The sequence below is a fragment of the Polynucleobacter sp. MWH-Creno-3A4 genome (genome assembly GCF_018881885.1).
In the GTDB taxonomy this organism is placed as follows: domain Bacteria; phylum Pseudomonadota; class Gammaproteobacteria; order Burkholderiales; family Burkholderiaceae; genus Polynucleobacter.
Genome location: NZ_JACXSA010000001.1, coordinates 120,408 through 141,368 on the forward strand (window position 1 = coordinate 120,408; position 20,961 = coordinate 141,368).

Here is a 20,961-nt window from a genome sequence, read left to right on the forward strand (position 1 = left end):
TTCTCCACACAATTCAAAACGGAAAATCGATTTCCGCTATTTACTAATTACATAGCGTTGCTATGCCCTAAATAGATTTAGGCTTTTGTGGGAGGTGCTGCTGAAGGAGGCGTTACCCAAACTGCAAGGAGCTTGGGTGATTGATAGAAGAGCTTGGGAAGCAAGGCAAAAGAGATTGGCGCTTCAAATGTGAGTGCGGTGTTGAAAGCTGGGGTGATACTACTTTGTGCCACACAATAAGGACATGGTTGAATTTGATCTGCAACTTCTTGTTCATCACCCTGCACGTCAATTTGCATCTTGCCGCCATTAGCAGAGCAAATCTCCATTGAAAAACCTTGGCCATGCTTCGCGAGCGATACCGCTTGAGAAACCGCTGGAGCAAGTGCACTCATCGCAATGGCTGCGGCTGCAATCCAGTGAACGAAGCGGTTTTTGTGGAAATTCATGATGGAGGAATTTTATCCGATTCTCCTGCTGCCTTGCTCTAGGCAAATAAAAAGGGGTCCGAAGACCCCTTTTCTAGGCTTTTGACCTGGATTACATTGAAGCAGAACGCTCGATGAGTTTGCGACGCATTGGACGCAATACAAACCAAGCCAAGATTGCCGCTGTACCGTTCAAGATACTAGCAACCCAGAAAACCGCTTCCCAACCACCGGTAGTAGCAACCAATACGCTAGACAAAGGTACTAGCAATGAAGCAGTTCCTTTTGCTGTATAGAGTAGGCCTGCATTACCTGCGGCATAGGTTGAGCCGAAAGTATCCGCATTGGTTGATGGGAACAAGCTATAGATCTCACCCCATGCAAAGAACACTAAACCAGTTAACAGAACAAACATCACTGGATCACGACCGAGGTAGTACAAACCCAGAATGCCTAAGCACTCAAATGAGAAGCACAGAGTCATCGTTTGTTCACGACCAATTTTGTCAGATACCCATCCAAAGAATGGACGAGTCAAGCCGTTCAAAACGCGATCGATTGTTAAGGCAAATGTCAATGCAGGCAATGCCAAGCCCATCAGGCTGACAGTTACACCTGCCACTTGGAAGTCTTTAGCAATTGGAGCCAATTGCGCAGTAGCCATCAAGCCACCAGCAGCAACCATCACGAACATAAGGTACATGATCCAGAACACAGGCTGCTTAACCATCTCCATTGGACGGAAGTCTTTACGAGTCTGAACAACTGCTGCCTTAACAGTAGTGATTGCGCTCTTAATAGGTTTGGAGAGCAACAAGCTCAACACCACCACGATGGCGCCCTGACCAATACCGAAGAACCAGAAAGTCTCTTGGTAACCTTGATTTGCAATCATGTTGGCAATTGGAATCACAGTCAATGCAGAACCTGCACCGAAGCCTGCTGCTGTTACACCTGCAGCTAAACCACGACGATCTGGGAACCACTTGAGCGCATTACCTACGCAAGTACCATACACAGCACCAGCACCAACACCGCTTACTGCAGCTGCGGTATAGAGCATCGCTAATGTGTCAGCATGGGCATTCATCATCCAGCCGATACCGCACAAGATGCCGCCAACAAACACTACTGGACGTGGGCCAAATTTATCAACGAGGTAACCTTCAATTGGAACTAACCAGGTTTCTGTTAATACGAAAATAGTGAAAGCCACTTGAATTGCTGCGCGACCCCATCCAAATTTTGCATCGATTGGGTTTACGAATAAAGTCCAACCGTATTGCAAGTTTGCAATCATGGACATACAAATCACGCCGATCAAAAGCTGAAACCATCGACCCCCTAATGGACCCGAAGTTTTTTCGCTACTCATACTCAATCTCCTAATTATGCTTTTATCTTTTATAAATACTTATCAGACCGATAAATCGGTACCTGATTGTTAAGGATTTATGTCAGTGAAGTCTTGACAGTAATCAAGAAACTCTTAAAACCCCACTAGTGATTACCCTTGCTATAACCTTCTGATTTCTGTGGGTTTATTCAACATTCAAGAGTTTTGTTTGCATGGTTTGGAGATTAATTTTCAGAAAAAGAAAAAGCCACCTGAAGGTGGCTTTGTCATGTTGTCTTTTTTTAAATTACATGCCGCGATAAGCGCCGTCAAAATCATAGTGACGAGCAGCCTGCTCTTGGTTAGTTTTGCTTTCAGAAAAAAGCTGATTAATCATATTCAATAAAACAGTCATTTGAATCTCCTTAAGGGTTAGTACCTAGAGTATAACCCTAATACGTCTTACGATACAAAAAGTGATTCCGTATTATGAAAATATCAACCCAATTCCAAATGCCTCTTTTTAGGCCCTAAATAGGCCAAAAACGGTATTTAGACTGTTTATTGGGGGGTTTGGTGCCGCTTGCCGGAATCGAACTGGCGACCTTTTCATTACGAATGAACTGCTCTACCAACTGAGCTAAAGCGGCTTTTGCTTTTTCGTAAATTCTAGCGGAAGCGGTCTAAGAGTTTCTTGCTGACTTTATCGAGTTGGGTCGAGTCTTTGATCAGAAATTGCAGACCATTGGAATCTGCAATGAGTAAAGTATTGCCAGCTATTCTGCGAATATCTTCCTCGCCTTTGAGGCGAATGCGTGTTGGCCCGCGATCGGTTTCAATATCCCAAATGCTTGGGGTTGCGAATGTAGAGACCTTGCTAATCTTTTCAATCACCGGCATAAATTCTCGGGCGGCTAATTCTTCTTCGATTAATTGAAGCTCTGGTTTTGCAATGGCTGCAACTTCTGAATACCAAAATACTTCTTTGCCTGACTGATCCATGATCGCAACACCCGCTGTAGGCGCAGTAATCGGGAATGCTCTGACCGGATAAACGCCAACATGCTGATTACCATCTGCGTCAATAAACACGAGTCGCCCTAAGGAATCTCGAATGAGTTGGTTTGCTGCTTGATACGCTTGCGTCATACCCCGCCCCCAATATTCTTTGCAATTACTTCGAGTCTTTCTTCTCGCTTTTCTTCTTGCTGCTCTTTTGGTGATTCTTCGAGACTCTCTCCAATCGCCCCGCCCTCAACCAGCTCAGCAGCATGGCGTAGTTGTGCTTGGTACAGGGTGTAGTAAGCGCCCTGCGCCTCCATTAATTGCTCGTGTGAGCCAATCTCCACAATCTCACCCTTGTCCAGAACCACCAGGCGATCAGCCTTTCTGAGGGTAGATAGACGGTGTGCAATCGCTATAGTGGTACGGCCTTTTACTAGATTATCCAAAGCCCGCTGAATTTCTTTTTCAGTTGTGGTGTCAACAGATGAGGTTGCTTCATCCAAGATCAAGATACTTGGATTAATCAGCAGCGCACGCGCAATCGAAATCCGTTGACGCTCACCACCGGATAATGATTGACCACGCTCACCAACTAAGGAGTCATAGCCTAACGGTAGTCTGAGAATAAATTCATGGGCATGTGCTGCACGTGCTGCTTCAATAATTTCTTCACGACTAGCATCAGGCTTACCGTAGGCAATATTCTCAGCAATCGTGCCAAAGAACAGGAAAGGCTCTTGCAGAACTAAGCCAATACATTTGCGATAGTCAGCAATGCCAATACTACGAATGTCACGACCATCTAAAGAGATCGAGCCCGAGCTCACGTCGTAGAAACGGCAAATTAAGTTCACTAAAGTGCTCTTGCCTGAACCGCTATGCCCTACTAGACCAATCATCTCGCCTGGGGCAATATCGAGATCAATCCCTTTTGATACTGCCCTGTTGCCATAGCGGAAACCGACACCACGCAAGGAGATGCGGCCTTCAACCTTACCTAATGGTGCAGGATTGATGGGCTCAGGAACGCTGGATACATGGTCAAGAATGTCGAAGATGCGTTTGGCACCAGCAGCTGCTTTTTGTGTATGCGAAACAATACGACTCATTGAATCTAAGCGAATATAGAAACGTCCGATATACGCTAAGAAGGCGATCAATACGCCCACAGTCACTTTTTGATGGGCAACCTGCCAAATACCAAAGCCCCAGACGACTAACAAACCCGTCTCTGTGAGCAATGTCACTGTTGGAGAGAACAATCCCCAAACACGATTCACCCGATCATTAATCTGCAGATTATGTTTGTTCGAGTCAACAAAACGTTTGAGCTCGCGATCTTCTTGTGCGAACGCTTTAACTACACGAATTCCTGGAATGGTATCAGCCAAGATATTGGTCACTTCAGACCAAATACGATCGATCTTTTCAAAACCAAAACGTAAACGATCACGCACTACATGGATCATCCAAACGATAAAGGGCAATGGCGCCAGCGTCACTAAAGCCAATAGAGGATCAATCGAGACCAAGATGGCAGCAGTCATCGTGATCATCAAGACATCGGTAGCAAAGTCTAGGGCATACAAGGATAGGAAAACACAAATGCGATCAGTCTCTGCGCCAATGCGGGCAATCAAGTCGCCTGTGCGCTTGCCACCAAAATATTCTAAGGAGAGTTTGAGTAAATGTTCAAACGTGGTGTTACGCAAATCAGCGCCGATGCGTTCGCTGACTAATGCCAATAAATAGGTCTTCCACCAGCCTAAGCCCCACGCAACAATGGAAGCGCCGAACAAGGCCAACAAATACATACTCGCCAAATGAAAATCAATTGGGTTACCACGTTCATACGGAATCAAGACATGGTCCATCAAAGGCATCGTGAGGTATGGCGGGATGAGTGTTGCTCCAGTCGATAACAAGGTCAACACAAAACCCAATGCGAGTTGTTTCTTATAGGGACGAGCAAAACGCCACAACTTAAATAAAGTCCAAGTCGATGGTGGTGCGTCTTCCTCGGGATCGCAGGTCGGACAAGCATCAGAATTGGCTGGCTTAGGACTCAAGCAGATTGGGCAAACTTGCTTGTCGTATTCAGTTACTTCGGCTTGGTGTTGCTCCTCACCTTTCATCAATTGCTTGTAGCTAGATTGCAGGCGCAGGACTTGGGGGTTTACCGCTAAAGTGAAATACCAAGTCCGTAGCAGTTGATCGGCAGTTTCTAGCCTTAAATGACCTACCCCGGCATGATCACCATGAATCAGATGAGCTCCAGAAGTGATTGGCCAGGATTCAAATTGCTGGCCATCGGTCCAAAACAGGCCCGACTCACTCAGTAAGAGCAGGCTTTTTTCAAAGCGCAGATCGGCATCTAAATCGAGCTCAACCCATGCCAGCAGGGCGTCCAGGCTAGGGATAGAGGCGTTTTTACCCTCCAAAATAGCCAGCCAATCGCTTGGCAAAGCAGGGGCAAAAGGTAGGATTTCTGGCTTCATTGACCTTAAAAGTATAGTGGAGCTAGATTTTTAAGATTTATAGTTCTTGTCAACTTTAGGGGCAAGAAGATCGTTAGATTCTTTACCAAGGCTTTTTTATGTATTTTTGCTATTTTTGTGAGCTTTAACTAAAACTAGAAATCGAGAGACTGTCTGACGCATCATCGCCAAACTCTGGCGTCTGCCCTCGCAATACCCCACACATGCCCCAATTACTAGATAAATCCATTGAGATCCTGAGCGTTAAGCATCTCCGTGGCCCCAATATGTGGACTTATCATCCCGTAATCGAGGTTTGGGTAGACATTGGCGACTTAGAGGACTATCCCTCAAACCTGATTCCTGGCTTTTATGAGCGTTTAGTGAAGGCGTTGCCTAGCCTGGTTGAGCATCGTTGCAGCTATGGCGAAACCGGTGGCTTTCTGAAAAGGGTTGAAGAAGGCACATGGCCCGCTCATATCCTAGAGCACCTTACTCTTGAATTACAAAACTTAGCCGGTATTCCCGGGGGGTTTGGTAAAGCCCGCGATGGTGATCGTCGGGGTGTTTACAAAGTGATGGTGAGCGCCATCAATGAAGAAGTCACACTCACTGCCCTCAAATATGCGCGCGATCTCTATCTCGCTTTAGCGCAAGACAATAAAGATTGTGTGGCTGAGGTCCAAAACATTATTGAGAGCTTGCGAGATCTCGGTGATGATCTTTTGCTTGGCCCCAGCACCGCATGCATTGTGAACGCTGCTGAAGAACGTGGCATTCCTTCGATTCGTTTATCTGAAGGCAACTTAGTACAACTCGGCTATGGTGCCAAACAACGCCGCATCTGGACAGCTGAGACTGATCAGACTAGCGCGATTGCAGAAACCATTTCTCGCGATAAAGATTTAACCAAGAGCTTGCTGCGTAGCGCCGGCGTACCTACCCCAGAAGGTCGAACTGTTACCAGCCCTGACGATGCCTGGGAGGCTGCTCAAGATATTGGCTTACCAGTAGTTGTGAAACCCATTGATGGTAATCACGGTCGCGGTGTCTTTATTAATCTTTACACCCAACAAGAAATTGAAGCTGCTTATGCGGTAGCGATTGATGAAGGCAGTGAAGTACTGGTTGAAAGACACATTGTTGGTGATGAACATCGCTTACTCGTTGTGGGTAATAAAGTAGTTGCTGCTGCCAAAGGTGAAACTGTTTGGGTTACTGGTGATGGCAAACATACTGTTCGTGAGCTCATTCAGATTCAAATTAATTCTGATCCACGCCGTGGCACTGCCGAAGAGCATCCACTGAATCCAGTGCGGATTGATTCTGCAGTTGAATTAGAGCTTGCGCGCCAAAAATTGACTGGCGATAGCATCCCTGCCCTAGATCACAAAGTACTGATACAAAGTAATGGCAACGTGGCCTTTGATGTAACCGACTTGATTCATCCGGACGTTGCCAGCCAAGTAGCTTTGGCCGCTCGCGTCGTTGGGTTAGAGATAGCTGGTGTCGATTTGGTAGCGCAAGACATCAGTCGCCCTCTCGCAGAACAAAATGCTGCCATCGTTGAAGTCAATGCAGGACCTGGTCTGCTGATGCACCTAAAACCGGCTAGTGGTAAACCGCAACCGGTTGGTAAAGAAATTGCCAATCACCTTTTCCCTCCAGGGACAAACTTCCGAATTCCTGTAGTCGGCGTTTGTGGTGAGCATGGCAAGACTCCTGTTGCTGAGATGATTGCGCACTTCTTGCGCTTAACCAATGTGTATGTTGGTCTGTCTTGCAGCAAAGGTTTATATTTTGGCAGTCGAGCCATTCCGAATACCAATGCATCCAATTGGGAAAATGCCCGTCGCACTTTATTGAATCGTGCAGTGGAAGCCGTTGTGATTGAAAATAATCACCTCTCGATGCTCATTGAAGGTCTAGCTTATGACCGCTGCCAAGTTGGCGTAGTACTGAACGTTGATCCTAAAGCCAATTTCCCGCAATACGCTATTTACGATGAAGAGCAAGTCTTTAGCATTGTCCGCACCCAAATTGATGTCGTTCTGCCCACAGGTGTGGGAGTCCTCAATGCGGATGATCCGCTGTGTGTGCAAATGGCTGAACTTTGCGATGGGCAAGTTATTTACTTTAGTGAGAATCCAAATTCTGAGGTGGTGAAGACCCATTTGCAAAATGGCGGCCGAGTAGTCATGGTTGGCAAGCAGCAAATTACGCTCAAGTCAGGCAAGCTTGATCAAAAAGCTATTCCAATACCGCGCCACTCTGAATCTGACAACACTTCCCCATGGAAGGCGATGAACCTTGGTGCTGCTATTTCAGCCGCCTGGGCTTTGGATATCCCATTTAATGTCATTGAAGCTGGCGTAGAAACTTTTGTGCCAGATCTCACTACCGCAACAGGGGCTTAATTGGAAATCACCCGTATTCGTATGTTGCGCGGCCCCAATTTATGGAGTCGCCACACCGCTTTAGAAGCCATTGTTGCTTGCGATGAGTCAGAACGCTCCATCGATTCCATTCCTCAGTTTGAAACGAAGATTCGTGAGCGCTTTCCGCAGCTTGGCAGCATGCGTCGCGGTGGCCCCAATGAAAAACTCTCTTTAGCCCATGCCTTAGAATACGCAGCCCTTGGCTTGCAAGCACAAGCAGGCTGCCCTGTCACATTTAGTCGCACAGTGCAAACCGTAGATGATGGCGTATATCAAGTCGTTGTGGAATATACCGAGGAAGTGGTTGGTCGCATGGCCTTTGATTTTGGCTTTGCACTCATCCAGGCTACATTGAACGATGCACCTTTTGATCTTGGGGCAGCTCTCTCTGAATTAGAGGCTCTTTATGAAGATGTGCGTCTAGGCCCAAGCACTGGCTCTATTGTGGATGCCGCTATTCAGCGCAATATCCCTTACCGCCGTATGACTGAAGGCAGCATGGTGCAGTTTGGCTGGGGTAGCAAACAGAAACGCATTCAAGCAGCGGAAACAAGTGACACAAGTGCGATTGCCGAAGCGATTGCACAAGATAAAGAGCTTACTAAAAATCTATTAGCGGCTGCTGGTGTATCAGTACCTATTGGTGAAGTAGTCACTAATGCTGACGATGCTTGGCGTGCAGCCCAAAAAATTGGTGGTCCTGTCGTTCTCAAACCCAAAGATGGCAACCAAGGTAAAGGTGTTGTCGCTAACATTCAGACTGAAGAAGAAGTCCGTGCGGGTTTTGAAGTCACCCAAAACTTTGGACGCGAGACCATTGTGGAGCGCTATCTTCCTGGCGCAGACTACCGTCTTTTAGTCGTTGGCAACCGTTTATCGGCTGCTGCCCGTCGCGAACCCGCTCAAGTAGTGGGCGATGGCAAACACACTGTGGCAGAGCTCGTTGAATTAGAAAACAAAAATCCACTACGGGGTGATGGTCACGCTACAGCACTGACCAAGATTCGTTTTGATGATATTGCGCTGGCGCATTTAGCAAACTCTGGTTTAACTCCGCAATACGTACCCAAAACTGGTGAGCGCGTTTTGTTACGTAACAACGCCAATCTCAGTACCGGTGGAACTGCCACCGATGTGACTGACGATGTACATCCTGATGTCGCTGCTAGCGCTGTAGCTGCAGCTCAAATGATTGGTTTAGATATCGCTGGTGTGGATATCCTCTGTGAATCCATTTACAAGCCTTTGGAACAGCAAGGTGGTGGCATTGTAGAAGTCAATGCGGCACCGGGCTTACGCATGCATCTCAAACCCTCCTACGGTAAAGGTCGTCCGGTAGGCGAAGACATTATCAATATGATGTTCCCGCCTGGTGAGGACGGCCGCATTCCAGTAGTTGCTGTTACCGGTACAAATGGCAAAACCACTACTGTGCGTCTCATTGCTCACCTCTTAAGTGAAACGGGTTTACGGGTTGGCATGACTGGCACTGATGGGGTCTATATCAATCATCGCCTCATTGATACTGGTGATTGCAGCGGCCCTAAGAGTGCCCGTAACGTGTTAATGCACCCCGATGTAGATGCAGCCGTTCTTGAAACTGCTCGAGGTGGAATGCTGCGAGAAGGTCTGGGCTTTGACCGCTGTGAAGTGGCTGTTGTCACCAATATTGGTGAGGGTGATCATTTAGGCTTGAACTACATCACTAGCGTGGAAGATTTAGCCATTCTGAAGCGCGTGATTGTGCAAAACGTTGAACCTACTGGCGCGGCAGTATTGAATGCAGCCGACCCTATGGTTGCTAAGATGGGTGATAAATGTTCTGGCAGAGTGATTTTCTTTGCCCAGAATCAACACCATCCCGTCATTGCTGCGCATCGCGCCAAGAATAAAAAAGTGATTTACTTTGATGGCACTTACATTGTTGCCTCTAAAGGCTCACGTGTGATGTATCGCTTCCCTGTAAGCGAAATTCCTCTAACCAAAAATGGCGTATTAGGCTTTCAAATTGAAAATGCAATGGCTGCCATTGGTGCTGCTTGGGCACTAGGCCTTGACGCCGAGAAAATTGCTCGTGGTCTTCACAGCTTTGAGAGTGATGCGAACTCCGTACCAGGACGCTTTAATCAATTCCAGCACAACGGCGCTACTGTCATTGCTGACTATGGCCACAACCCTGATGCAATGCGTGCACTAGCCAGTGCGATTGAGGCCATGAAGCCCAAAAAGAGTCATGTTGTGGTTAGTGGTGCTGGCGATCGACGCGATGAAGATATTCGCGATCTCACTCGCATCCTGGGAAATTCGTTTGATAACATCATCCTCTATCAAGATGCCTGTCAACGTGGCCGCGAAGATGGTGAAGTACTGAAACTTCTACAAGAAGGCTTGGTAGGCGCCACCAAAGCAAAGCAAGTTAAGGAAATCCATGGCGAATTCAAAGCGATCGATACCGCCTTGAGTGATGTCTCCCCAGGAGATATTTGTCTAATCCTGATTGACCAAGTAGAAGAATCACTCGCCTACCTAAAAGAAAAAGTCAGACCGTAATCTGACGATATCTAAAGCCCTTACGCGTGGTATTGCTTTAAGCGCTCGATCTCTTCTTTGGACCCCAGCATCACTGAAACACGCTCGTGCAGACCAGTAGGCTGTAAATCCAGAATGTTTTGAGTGCCATTGATAGATGCACCACCAGCCTGCTCTACCAAGAAGCTCATGGGATTTGCTTCATACATCAAGCGCAATTTACCGGCCTTGTGTGGCTCGCGCTGATCCCAAGGGTACATAAAAATACCTCCGCGCGATAAAACACGATGCACGTCAGCAACCATCGATGCAATCCAGCGCATATTGAAGTCTTTATTGCGAGGTCCAGTAGTACCAGCCAAACACTCTTCAACATAACGGCGCACTGGTTCAGCCCAGTGACGCATATTAGACATATTAATTGCAAATTCTTTTGCAACTGGTGCGATCGTCACAGCATCTTTAATGAGTAAAAACTCACCAGTCTCTTTGTTTAAGGTAAACATCACCACACCATCACCCAAGGTCAAGGCCATGGTAGTTTGCGGGCCATAAACTACATACCCTGCAGCGGCTTGGTGACGACCTGACAACAGAAAATCGGTAGTCTGCAGCGGAGCATTTGGATCCTGCTTCTTCAATATAGAAAAAATAGTGCCAATGGATACGTTGACATCAATATTAGAAGAGCCATCGAGCGGATCAAATAAAAGTAAATAGTCACCAGTCCCCTGTACAGGCACAGGCAGCTCCATCTCTTCTGATGCAAGACCAGCCAAAGATTTACACCCCTTCACGCCCTCAATCAATTGATCATTGGCGATGATGTCGAGCTTTTGTTGGACTTCACCTTGAATGTTGCCACTGCCAGCAGAGCCCAACAAACCAATTAATGCGCCCTGCGCCACTTCATGACTCAGGGTCGAGCAGGTATTCACTACTGCGAGCAATAACTCTTGAAGACCAGTAGGGATAGCCGCACCCTTTGGTAGAGCGCTGACAAGATATTGCTTGAAATTGGTGTTATCGCTTGAGGACAAAGGTATTTCTCCGATTATTGGTGCCAATGACTATAGGCTCTATTTTGCCCTGTTATACAAGGCGCTAGCTACCTAAGGCTTTGTTAATGACTTCCCTGGTATCGAGCGACAGTGTTTTGCAGGCAGCCACACGCTCCAAAGCAGCTTTCATATGGTCTTGGTAAGGTTGGGCAAACAAGCGCCAACGATCCAAGGCTCTGGCCAAGCGGGCTGCAACTTGAGGGTTAATGGGATCTAAGGCTAAAACACTATCAGCCCAGAATTCATAACCACTGCCATCAGCCTGATGAAAACTCGCTGGATTGTTTGAGCAAAAGGCATGAATGACGCTGCGCACCCGATTGGGATTGTTCATTTTGAAGGCAGGATGCTCGCGTAATTGACGCACATCACTCAGCGTAGATTGAAGACCATCGACTGGTGGACGACTCGATTGCAAACCAAACCACTTATCAATCACGAGGGGATCATTCTCAAATCGCTGATAGAAATCCGCGAGGCACTCTTTGGCTTGTTTGGCGCCATGCACTACTAATGCCGCTAATGCAGCATAGCGGTCAGTCATATTGTCAGCAATCTCATACTGGTGTACTGCCATGGGTGCCCATACACCTGGATTGGCTTCGAGCAACATACTCAATGCCAGATTTTTAAGGGCCCGCTTTCCGGAATCTACGGCATCGGACTTGAAGGGTCCGGGTGTTTGCATTTGTTGGTAGAGTGCCGCCCACTCCAGTTGCAGTTGCTTAGCTATTTCTCTTCGGAAAGCGCGGCGTGCTATAAAGATTTTTTGAGGATCGACAGAGGCGCACTGCTCATAGAGGTAAGACTCGGCAGGCAAAGTTAGAGCAAGCTCCTTGAAGGCAGGATCGAGCTTAGGATCCATCAGGAGATTGCGATAAGCATCAAGCAACTTTGCATCCGGCAAACGATTATTCAAAATCATCTGCATAGCCAGCTTCTGGCCTGCTTCCCAGCGATTAAATGGATCATCATCACTTGAGAATAGGGTCAGAAGATCCGCTTCGCTTTGCTCAAAATCTAAATTAACCGGCGCAGAAAAATTCCGATTAATCGACAGTACTGGACGCTCAGCAATATTGTCAAAAGTCCAAGTTTGGCTAGGCTGCGTCAACTCCAGTAATTGCTCTGCTTGATCATTGCTCTTGGTAATCAAGCGTATCTTCAAGGGAATATGAAATGGTTTTTTCTCGGGCTGACCAGGGCTAGGACGGCAACTTTGAGTTAAGGTAAGTTGATATTGTTTTTTTGCGGCATCGAAACGCTCTTGCACTTTTACCTTTGGAGTGCCGGCCTGGCTATACCAATTTCTGAACTGAGTGAGATCTTTGCCGTTCGCATCCGCCATCGCCGCCAAGAAATCATCGCAAGTCACAGCATGGCCATCATGGCGCTTGAAATACAAATCCATCCCTTTGCGGAAACCCTCTTTACCTAGCAGGGTTTGATACATCCGCACAACCTCGGAGCCCTTCTCGTAGACCGTGACGGTATAAAAGTTGCTGATTTCTTGATACTCATCTGGACGAATGGGATGGGCCATCGGACCTGCATCCTCCGGGAATTGGAGTTGGCGCAGTAAACGCACATCCTCAATTCGTTTGACCGCTCGGCCAGATTCACTACCCATTTGATCGGCAGAGAACTCTTGATCCCTAAAGACTGTTAAGCCTTCTTTAAGTGAAAGCTGAAACCAATCCTGACAAGTGACTCGATTACCAGTCCAGTTATGGAAATATTCGTGGGCGACGACACTCTCAATATTGGCAAAGTCAGCATCCGTTGCCGTTTCTGGCTGAGCTAAGACGAACTTCGTATTGAAGATATTCAGCCCCTTATTCTCCATCGCCCCCATATTGAAATCGCCCACCGCCACAATCATGAAGCGCTCTAGATCAAGTTCTAATCCAAACCGTTTCTCATCCCAGTGAATAGCTGCAATCAGAGAATCCATGGCATGCCGGGTCTTTTTGAGATCGTGAGGCTCAACCCAGATCTGCAATAACTTCTTAGCACCGCTACTGGTAGCAATCGTTTCTTCGATACATTCCAACTTACCTGCTACCAAAGCAAATAAATACGAAGGCTTTGGAAATGGGTCTTCCCAAATAGCGCTATGCCAACCATTGGGTAGTTTTTCGGTCTTCAGTAAATTACCGTTAGATAGCAAGACTGGGCACTCTGCTTCGCGGGCACGTAAAGTCACACGGTAGCGGGCCATCACATCAGGGCGATCTAAGAAGTAGGTGATTTTTCTGAAGCCTTCTGCTTCACATTGGGTAAAGAAGTTGCCATTCGAAACATACAGGCCCATGAGAGATGTATTTTTTTCAGGGACACAAACACAGATGATCTCTACGATGAATTTGTCTTTACCCTCTTTTGGCAATGAATGGATGCTGAGGGTCTCAGGGGTTAACTCAAAATGACGGTGTGCTTCTCCATTGATGCGCAAGCTCACAAACTCTAATGCTTGACCGACTAAGGTCAATGGCGCCCCCGCTTCAAAACTTTCGCCTGGTAACACCTCAATTCGACTCTTGACGATGGTCCTTGCTGGATCTAATGCAATATCGAGCTCGACTTGATCGAAGGTGTAAACGGGAGGACGGTATTCGAGCCGACGAAAGCTCTGTGGCAGATCAGTTTTCATAGCCTCATTTTAAGCTTTTGCCAGGAATGTTGTACCGGCTAAGCCCAAACCAAAGTAGCAATCCCAATAGCGATGAAGGTCACTGCAGCTACTGCGTGTACCCACTTGATTGGCATCCGTTGGGTAAATTTTTGACCTACCCAGACTGCCGGCGCATTTGCTAGCATCATCCCCAAAGTAGTGCCAACCGTGACCGAGAAAACATCTTGATATCTTGCGCCCAGAGCAATAGTTGCAATTTGAGTTTTATCCCCCATCTCTGCCAAGAAGAACAAGCCAACAGTCAGCAAAAATACTTGCCATGCGCGATCAGCCACTTTAGATCCAGCGGCATCATCAATATGATCTGGCACTAAAAGCCAAAGACCAATTCCCAAAAAGCTCAAGCCCAAGATCCAACGCATGACATCGGGAGAAACCATGATGGTTAACCAATGGCCTAGTAGCGCAGCGCATGCATGGTTAGCAATAGTGGCAATGAAGATGCCAGCAATAATAGCGATGGCTTGCTTGGGATAGCGAGCCGCCAACATTAAAGAAAGTAGTTGAGTTTTGTCACCCATCTCCGCCAAAGCAACAACGCCAGCAGAGAGGGTGAGAGCAGAAAAATCAATCAATTGGATGATCCTAGTAAGGGAGTGAATAATTTGTCAGGAAAGTGCGCTAAGGCTAGTTTAAATCCTCTAAGGCGCTATACACTCAACTCACTTACTAGGTATACGGAGTAAGGCTAAGCCATGATTAACTCCTCAGCGTGAGCAAATTCCAGACCCTGTGCTTGTGCTACAGGCTTCGAGGTCAATACCCCCTTATGCACACTCAAGCCATTACGCAGATGATGATCTATTGATAAGGCTTTCATCACACCGCGATTAGCCAAAGCCTCTACAAATGGATAAGTCGCATTAGTTAGGGCAAAGGTGGAAGTTCTGGCAACTGCTCCGGGCATGTTCGCTACACAATAGTGCAACACACCATCCACTAAGTAGGTGGGATCTGCATGGGTGGTTGGCTTTGAGGTTTCAAAACAACCACCTTGATCAATTGCCACATCAACAACCACAGAGCCTGGCTTCATCTTTCGAATCATCTCATGGCTCACGAGTTTCGGTGCGGCTCCCCCAGGAAGGAGCACAGCCCCAATCACCACATCCGCTTCACTGACTTTTTGCTCAATTAATAAACTATCCGAGTAAAAGGTGCGCACCCGATTGCCATAGAGCATGTCAATTTGACGTAAACGATCAATGTCTCGATCAAAGATGCATACATCAGCTCCCATACCTACCGCCATCTGCAGTGCATTGCGCCCGACGACCCCAGCACCCAGAATGACAATCTTCGCTGGGGATACGCCAGGCACTCCCGCCATGAGAACGCCCAGGCCACCATGGGTTTTCTCTAAATGTGAGGCAGCCGCCTGAATTGACATGCGCCCTGCTACCTCACTCATTGGTGCGAGTAGCGGTAATGCACCATTCATTGCAGTGACAGTTTCATAGGCAATACAAGTTGCTCCAGAATGTAGAAGCGCTTGTGTCTGTTTCGGATCTGGAGCTAAATGAAGATAGGTAAACAAAATTTGATCCTCACGCAACATTGCACATTCCTGTGCTTGTGGCTCTTTCACCTTCACAATCATTTCTGCTTTATGAAAAACCTCTGCAGCGCTATTAATCAGGGTAGCACCAGCAATGCGATAAGCCTCATCTGTTAAGCCGATCTGCTCACCCGCGCCGCGCTGCACTAATACTGAATGTCCTTGCTTGCAAAGGCCGCTGACATTTCCAGGTGTCAAACCCACCCGAAACTCATTGTTTTTTACTTCCTGAGGTACGCCAATAATCATTTTGATCTCCTTTTATTTAAATTCACGACGATTTTTTGTTTTATGGTGCAAACCAACAATGAAGAACATTGCTAGATACACCGCCAATAAACACGGACCCAATATCAAAGCAATCCGTGCATCCTCATGAAAGCCCATCAGCACTACTACCAGGGCAATAAATGCTAGAGCGAACCATGAGGAATAGGGATGCCAAGGAGTGCGATATGCCAATTGGGCTACTTGGTCTTTCGTCAATGAACGACGGAACTGGAGTTGCGTAAAGAGAATGGCGATCCAGACCATCAGACCGACAAAGGTGACTGCTGCCATGATGTATTGAAAGGCTTTTTCTGGAACAAAGTAATTCAGTACAACCCCCGTCATACACACTGCAACGGTTGCCATCACCGCGCGATGCGGAACACCATATTTCGAGAGCTTTGCAAATCTTGCGGGCGCATAACCATTGTTTGCTAGCGAATAAAGAAGGCGACCGCCACTAAAGATGCCAGCATTGCAGGATGAAAGTGCTGCAGTAATCACCACAAAATTAATTAAGCCTGCTGCCTCACGCAAACCAATGCGCTCAAACATCACTACAAAGGGACTGCCCTGCTGACCGACTTCATTCCAAGGGAAGATGGCCAGAATGACTAAGATGGCACCCATATAGAAAATGAGGATGCGCCATGCCAATGAATCAATGGCCATGGGTATGGTCTTCTTGGGATTCTCAGCTTCGCCTGCCGATAAGCCAATCATCTCGATACCCACATAGGCAAACAAGACCATTTGCAGTGAAAGCAACATGCCGCTGATTCCATTCGGAAAGAAGCCGCCGTGCTGCCATAAATTACTTAAGCCAATTGGTTGCCAATCATTGGTAAAACCAAACAAGATTACTGAGCCACCAAGGGTAATCATGGCAACAATAGCCACCACCTTGATGAGCGCAAACCAAAACTCAAACTCTCCAAAGACTTTGACCGCAATGAGATTAATTAAACCCATCAAGACGATGGAAGACAGCGCCCAAATCCATTGAGGTGTTTCTGGAAACCAGATTCCCATGTAGATACCCACTGCAGTAACTTCAGCAATGCCCACCACAATCCAATAGGTCCAGTAGCCCCAACCCACCATATAACCGGCGAGTGGACCAACATAACTATTGGCATAGGCAGCAAAAGAACCCGCTACTGGCTCATGCACAGCCATTTCACCCAGAGTTCGCAGCACAATGAAGGCAACAATCCCTGCTAACAAGTAGCCCAAAAGAATGGATGGGCCCGCAATTTGAATAGCGCTAGCCGAACCAAGAAATAATCCAACGCCAATTGTTGACCCTAGGGCCATCAAACGAATGTGTCTTACTTTGAGATGGCGTTTTAAGCCAGTGTGTTCAGTCTGCAAAAGAGACCTCCTTTCGATTTGTCATTGGCTGATTTACCAACGAAGCAAAGTCTAGGGAGTGCTTGGCAGATGCACTAGAGGATAAAAATACCTAAAGTACTTAAACCAATTAAAAGTAAAGTATCTAAGAGTGGAATGTCTTTGAAATCAAGCCAGATAGATATCCAGAAATATTTCTGACTACAAAAGAATCAAACATTTCTTACAGGGAATGCCCTGAGGGATTTATTGCTCAATTACGCTTGCCAAAGAATTAGCAGCAATCAGATTCAAAATCTCTGCAGCTGCAGCCAAGCCGCAGGCTGCCGTCACCATGACCGTAGATCCGTAGCCGGAGCATGCTAGACCGCCACTAGCGGCGCCAGCTCTGGGTTCGTGGGAATAAATGGCACGGATACCAATTTTTCTCTTGAGGTTTCTGGAGAAGCCATGATCCTGCCTGAGACCTTGTCGTACCTTTGCTAGCAAAGCATCTTGCTCGGTACGCGAGAGATCATCGCAGCGCACGGAAGTCGGATCTGTTTTTCCGCCAGCAGCACCACACATCACAAGCGCTCGCTGATTTTGATTAGCCCACACTGATAAAGCAATTTTGGTTTGCACCGAATCCGTAGCATCTAATACGTATGCATCTTTTGGAATCAGTACATCTAAATTTTCTGGCGTCAGAAACTCATCGCAAGGTGTCAGTTTGATTTCAGGATTGATTTGCAAAATGCGCTGAGTCATGGCTTCCACCTTAGCTTTGCCATACTGACCTTCTAAAGCGTGCAATTGACGATTGGTATTACTTTCTGCAATGTGATCAAAATCGACCAAGACGAGGTGTCCAATACCAGTGCGCGCCAATGCTTCAGCTGCCCAAGAGCCAACACCACCCAAGCCAGCCACCACTACCGTTGCATTACGAAAGCGCTCGCGCAGCTCTGGCCCATAGAGTCTGGAGACCCCGCCAAAACGACGATCTTCTAAGCTTTCTTCTACCTTGTCTTCTGCCATAGCTTCTCTTTATACTGAATAAATGGACTCTATTGCTCAACTTCGCAAAAACTATACCTTCGGTCAGCTGTCTGAAACCGACGTTCCTGCCGCACCTTTTCCACTGTTTCAGCTTTGGTTTGACCAAGCTGTCAGAGCAGAGTGTCCCGAACCCAATTCCATGACCTTAGCAACTGCTGATAAAGCCGGCAATCCATCAGCTCGTATTGTCTTACTAAAAGGCGCCGACCAAAACGGTTTCACCTTTTTCACTAATTACGAAAGTCAAAAAGGCAAGGATTTGGCAGTTCGACCCCAGGCTGCCTTATTGTTTCATTGGCATGAGCTTGAGCGTCAAGTTCGTATTCAAGGGATCGTCGAGCGCGTGAGCTCTGTCGAAAGCGATGAATATTTTCACTCCCGCCCTTCAGCTTCACGTATCGGTGCCTGGGCATCCCCTCAAAGTGCAGCCATACCTAACCGTGAGTTTCTAGAAGAAGCAGAAAAACGCTTTAAAGCAGAATTTGGTGATGCGCCACCGCGCCCTGAGCATTGGGGTGGATACCGTCTGCGCCCAACAGAAATAGAGTTCTGGCAAGGACGACCTTCCCGTTTACATGATCGTATTCACTACAAGCTAGTGGGCTCTGAGTGGCATGTTAATCGCCTGGCTCCTTAAAGACTCAGGAATACTGTGGCGCAATGAGCGCTTTAAATTTCGCTCTGAACTTTGCTAGCTTTGGTGCTACTACTGCCATGCAGTAACCTTGATTAGGATGTTGCACAAAGTAGTTCTGGTGATAGTCTTCTGCAGGGAAAATTGTTGGAGCCGCTTCAATCTGGGTGACTACTGGGCTCGAATAGATTCTAGAATCCCCTAACTCTTTCACTACTTCATGGGCAATCTGAGCCTGCTCGTCACTGTGCGTGAAGATCACTGAACGATATTGGGTACCATGATCATTGCCTTGATAGTTCAAGGTAGTAGGATCATGAATCACAAAGAAGATTTCTAAAAGGTCTCTAAATGAAACAATTTGCGGGTCAAATAGGATGTCCACAATCTCGGCATGTCCTGTCACACCAGTGCAAACTGCTTCATAAGTTGGGTTCGGTCTAGCGCCCCCAGCATAGCCAGAAACCACGGATTTCACCCCAGAAATTTGCTGATAAACAGCCTCTAGGCACCAAAAGCATCCGCCACCTAAGGTGGCCTGCTCTAGAGGGGCATGGTTTTCAAGAATAGTTTGGGTCATGGCTTTATCCTAATGCCTTATTCCAATGTCTGCCAACTATTAATTCCCTATGAATCGCTTCACTATCCAGCTCGAAGAAATCCAGGCGGCCTATGCTGCTGAACCAAATCCCACTCTTGAAGTGAGGTTAGAGCGTATTGGTCGAATTGAAAAAATGATTCAAGCCAACGAAGAGAAAATCTGTAAAGCGCTCGTTGCTGATTTTGGAGTGAGAGATTCCATCGAAACTCGGCTGGTTGAGTTTCAAGGACTCTACCAAGCATGCCGGTACACCCGCAAACATCTCAAGGAGTGGATGAAACCAACTCAAGTAGAGATTCCTGCATACTTAGGTGCTTCTGAAGCTTGGATTGAACATCAATCGATGGGGGTGGTTGGCATCATGAGCCCCTGGAATTACCCAGTAAGACTGGCTTTATTACCAGCCATTGCTGCGTTTGCAGCAGGTAACCGTGTTTGGCTTAAACCCTCAGAGCGCAGCTCTCGTACCTCTGGCTTTTTAGCCAACCTCATTCAAGAGTATTTTCACCCGAGTGAGTTTTGTGTCACTACCGGCGGCGTAGATGTTGCTGAACAATTTGCCGCCCTACCGTTTGCCCACCTTTTCTTCACTGGCTCTGAGGCAATAGGCAAAAAAGTGATGCGTGCAGCCGCAGAAAACCTTACCCCTATGACCTTAGAGCTTGGCGGTAAATCTCCAGCGGTGATTGATTCATCCGCTAAGCTGAAAGATGCTGCCGGATCAATCGCCTACGGCAAGCTTCTCAATAGCGGTCAAACCTGCATTGCGCCCGACTACGTTCTCATCGAGCAAAGCTTGCAAGAAGCATTTATTCAAGAACTGCAATCTGCGGCAACAAAACAATTTAGCAACCCCAAAGAATTCACTGGACCAATTGATGACGATCAATTGCAGTACTGGCAGCATCTCCTGAGTGATGCCCTGGATCGTGGTGCCACAGCGATACCCCTAATTAATGATTCCTCCGCTGGCACCAGACAATTTGAACCTGTAGCACTGATTAATGTTCCTCAGGATGCGCGAGTACTGCATGAAGAAATCTTCGGTCCAATTCTGCCGATACTCCCTGCAGCCAATACTGCCGCAGCAATTGCGTTCATCAATAGTAAGCCCCATCCATTGGCACTCTATTGGTTTGGTAAGGACAAGAAAAATTTACAGCAAGTGCTAGATCAGACTCGTTCTGGTGGCGTCACCATCAATGACGTCTTCTTGCATGCCGCTGTTGAGACCCTGCCGTTCGGCGGTGTTGGTCCTAGCGGCATGGGCAAGTATCACGGCAAAGCCGGCTTTAATACCTTCAGCTATCAAAAGTCGATTCTTGAAGTCAAAGGTATTTTCGGTACGAATCTTTTAAAGGGAACAAAACCTGCTCATCCTCCTTATGGGAAAAGGATTGAAGGCATATTGCGCCGACTTAAATGAATTATTCCGGGAAAACCCTTGTAATCGGTCCCTCAAACTGCGATAATTAGAGGCTTTTTAAAGCAATTTGATTCATCGCCCCCCAGCTATATTTCAGCGTACCGTTTAG

General features: G+C 47.1%; 14 protein-coding genes, 1 tRNA gene and 1 pseudogene. 4 read left to right on the forward strand and 12 right to left on the reverse strand.

Annotated features, from left to right (window positions below; genetic code table 11):
• Positions 1 to 77: 77 nt before the first annotated feature.
• The 5 genes from IEN92_RS00590 to IEN92_RS00610 all read right to left on the reverse strand — a co-directional run bounded on the left by IEN92_RS00590 (position 78) and on the right by IEN92_RS00610 (position 5,267).
• Positions 78 to 449 carry a DUF2946 family protein gene (locus IEN92_RS00590; protein WP_216159574.1) on the reverse strand — a complete coding sequence of 124 codons (372 nt, stop codon included), beginning with the start codon at positions 447 to 449 and terminating at the stop codon, positions 78 to 80.
• 91 nt (positions 450 to 540) lie between these two features.
• Complete coding sequence (gene oxlT, locus IEN92_RS00595) at positions 541 to 1,803, reverse strand: oxalate/formate MFS antiporter (RefSeq protein WP_216159577.1); 1,263 nt, start codon at positions 1,801 to 1,803, stop codon at positions 541 to 543.
• Positions 1,804 to 2,338: 535 nt separating this feature from the next.
• Positions 2,339 to 2,414: transfer RNA gene (locus tag IEN92_RS00600), tRNA-Thr, on the reverse strand.
• 19 nt (positions 2,415 to 2,433) lie between these two features.
• Positions 2,434 to 2,913: a DUF1854 domain-containing protein gene (locus IEN92_RS00605; RefSeq protein WP_215373504.1), complete on the reverse strand. Its 480-nt coding sequence runs from the start codon at positions 2,911 to 2,913 to the stop codon at positions 2,434 to 2,436.
• Positions 2,910 to 5,267: an ABC transporter ATP-binding protein gene (locus tag IEN92_RS00610; RefSeq protein WP_216159580.1), complete on the reverse strand. Its 2,358-nt coding sequence runs from the start codon at positions 5,265 to 5,267 to the stop codon at positions 2,910 to 2,912. Before IEN92_RS00610 ends, IEN92_RS00605 begins: the two co-directional genes overlap by 4 nt.
• A 203-nt stretch (positions 5,268 to 5,470) precedes the next feature.
• On the opposite strand from IEN92_RS00610, the pseudogene cphA (IEN92_RS00615) reads away from it, so the two are divergent.
• Both cphA (IEN92_RS00615) and cphA (IEN92_RS00620) read left to right on the forward strand, forming a co-directional pair.
• Positions 5,471 to 7,651: pseudogene (cphA, locus tag IEN92_RS00615) on the forward strand (cyanophycin synthetase); the annotation flags it as partial.
• 12 nt (positions 7,652 to 7,663) lie between these two features.
• Positions 7,664 to 10,234, forward strand: coding sequence for a cyanophycin synthetase (gene cphA, locus IEN92_RS00620; RefSeq protein ID WP_216159586.1), 2,571 nt, complete (start codon positions 7,664 to 7,666; stop codon positions 10,232 to 10,234).
• 20 nt (positions 10,235 to 10,254) lie between these two features.
• Here the strand turns inward: cphA (IEN92_RS00620) and IEN92_RS00625 are convergent, their stop codons facing one another.
• The 6 genes from IEN92_RS00625 to IEN92_RS00650 form a co-directional block, all read right to left on the reverse strand.
• Positions 10,255 to 11,253, reverse strand: a complete 999-nt coding sequence (locus tag IEN92_RS00625) for a class 1 fructose-bisphosphatase (RefSeq protein WP_216159590.1) — start codon at positions 11,251 to 11,253, stop codon at positions 10,255 to 10,257.
• 64 nt (positions 11,254 to 11,317) lie between these two features.
• Complete coding sequence (gene pepN, locus IEN92_RS00630; protein ID WP_216159593.1) at positions 11,318 to 13,927, reverse strand: aminopeptidase N; 2,610 nt, start codon at positions 13,925 to 13,927, stop codon at positions 11,318 to 11,320.
• Between the two features lie 38 nt (positions 13,928 to 13,965).
• Positions 13,966 to 14,541 (reverse strand): TMEM165/GDT1 family protein, encoded by a 576-nt coding sequence (locus tag IEN92_RS00635; RefSeq protein ID WP_216162070.1) that lies wholly within the window; start codon positions 14,539 to 14,541, stop codon positions 13,966 to 13,968.
• Between the two features lie 116 nt (positions 14,542 to 14,657).
• Positions 14,658 to 15,776: an alanine dehydrogenase gene (gene ald / locus IEN92_RS00640; RefSeq protein ID WP_216159596.1), complete on the reverse strand. Its 1,119-nt coding sequence runs from the start codon at positions 15,774 to 15,776 to the stop codon at positions 14,658 to 14,660.
• Between the two features lie 12 nt (positions 15,777 to 15,788).
• Positions 15,789 to 17,171: an amino acid permease gene (locus tag IEN92_RS00645; protein ID WP_215373516.1), complete on the reverse strand. Its 1,383-nt coding sequence runs from the start codon at positions 17,169 to 17,171 to the stop codon at positions 15,789 to 15,791.
• A 225-nt stretch (positions 17,172 to 17,396) separates the two neighbouring features.
• Positions 17,397 to 18,170 carry a ThiF family adenylyltransferase gene (locus tag IEN92_RS00650; RefSeq protein WP_216159599.1) on the reverse strand — a complete coding sequence of 258 codons (774 nt, stop codon included), beginning with the start codon at positions 18,168 to 18,170 and terminating at the stop codon, positions 17,397 to 17,399.
• 22 nt (positions 18,171 to 18,192) lie between these two features.
• Between IEN92_RS00650 and pdxH the strand changes: the two genes are divergently transcribed.
• Complete coding sequence (pdxH, locus tag IEN92_RS00655; RefSeq protein ID WP_216159602.1) at positions 18,193 to 18,828, forward strand: pyridoxamine 5'-phosphate oxidase; 636 nt, start codon at positions 18,193 to 18,195, stop codon at positions 18,826 to 18,828.
• A 4-nt stretch (positions 18,829 to 18,832) separates the two neighbouring features.
• Here pdxH and msrA read toward each other — a convergent pair whose 3' ends face one another.
• Positions 18,833 to 19,405 (reverse strand): peptide-methionine (S)-S-oxide reductase MsrA, encoded by a 573-nt coding sequence (gene msrA / locus IEN92_RS00660; protein ID WP_215373521.1) that lies wholly within the window; start codon positions 19,403 to 19,405, stop codon positions 18,833 to 18,835.
• Between the two features lie 49 nt (positions 19,406 to 19,454).
• On the opposite strand from msrA, the gene IEN92_RS00665 reads away from it, so the two are divergent.
• A complete protein-coding gene (locus IEN92_RS00665) occupies positions 19,455 to 20,852 on the forward strand; it encodes a coniferyl aldehyde dehydrogenase (RefSeq protein ID WP_216159605.1) in 1,398 nt (465 codons plus the stop codon).
• The last annotated feature ends 109 nt before the right edge of the window (positions 20,853 to 20,961 follow it).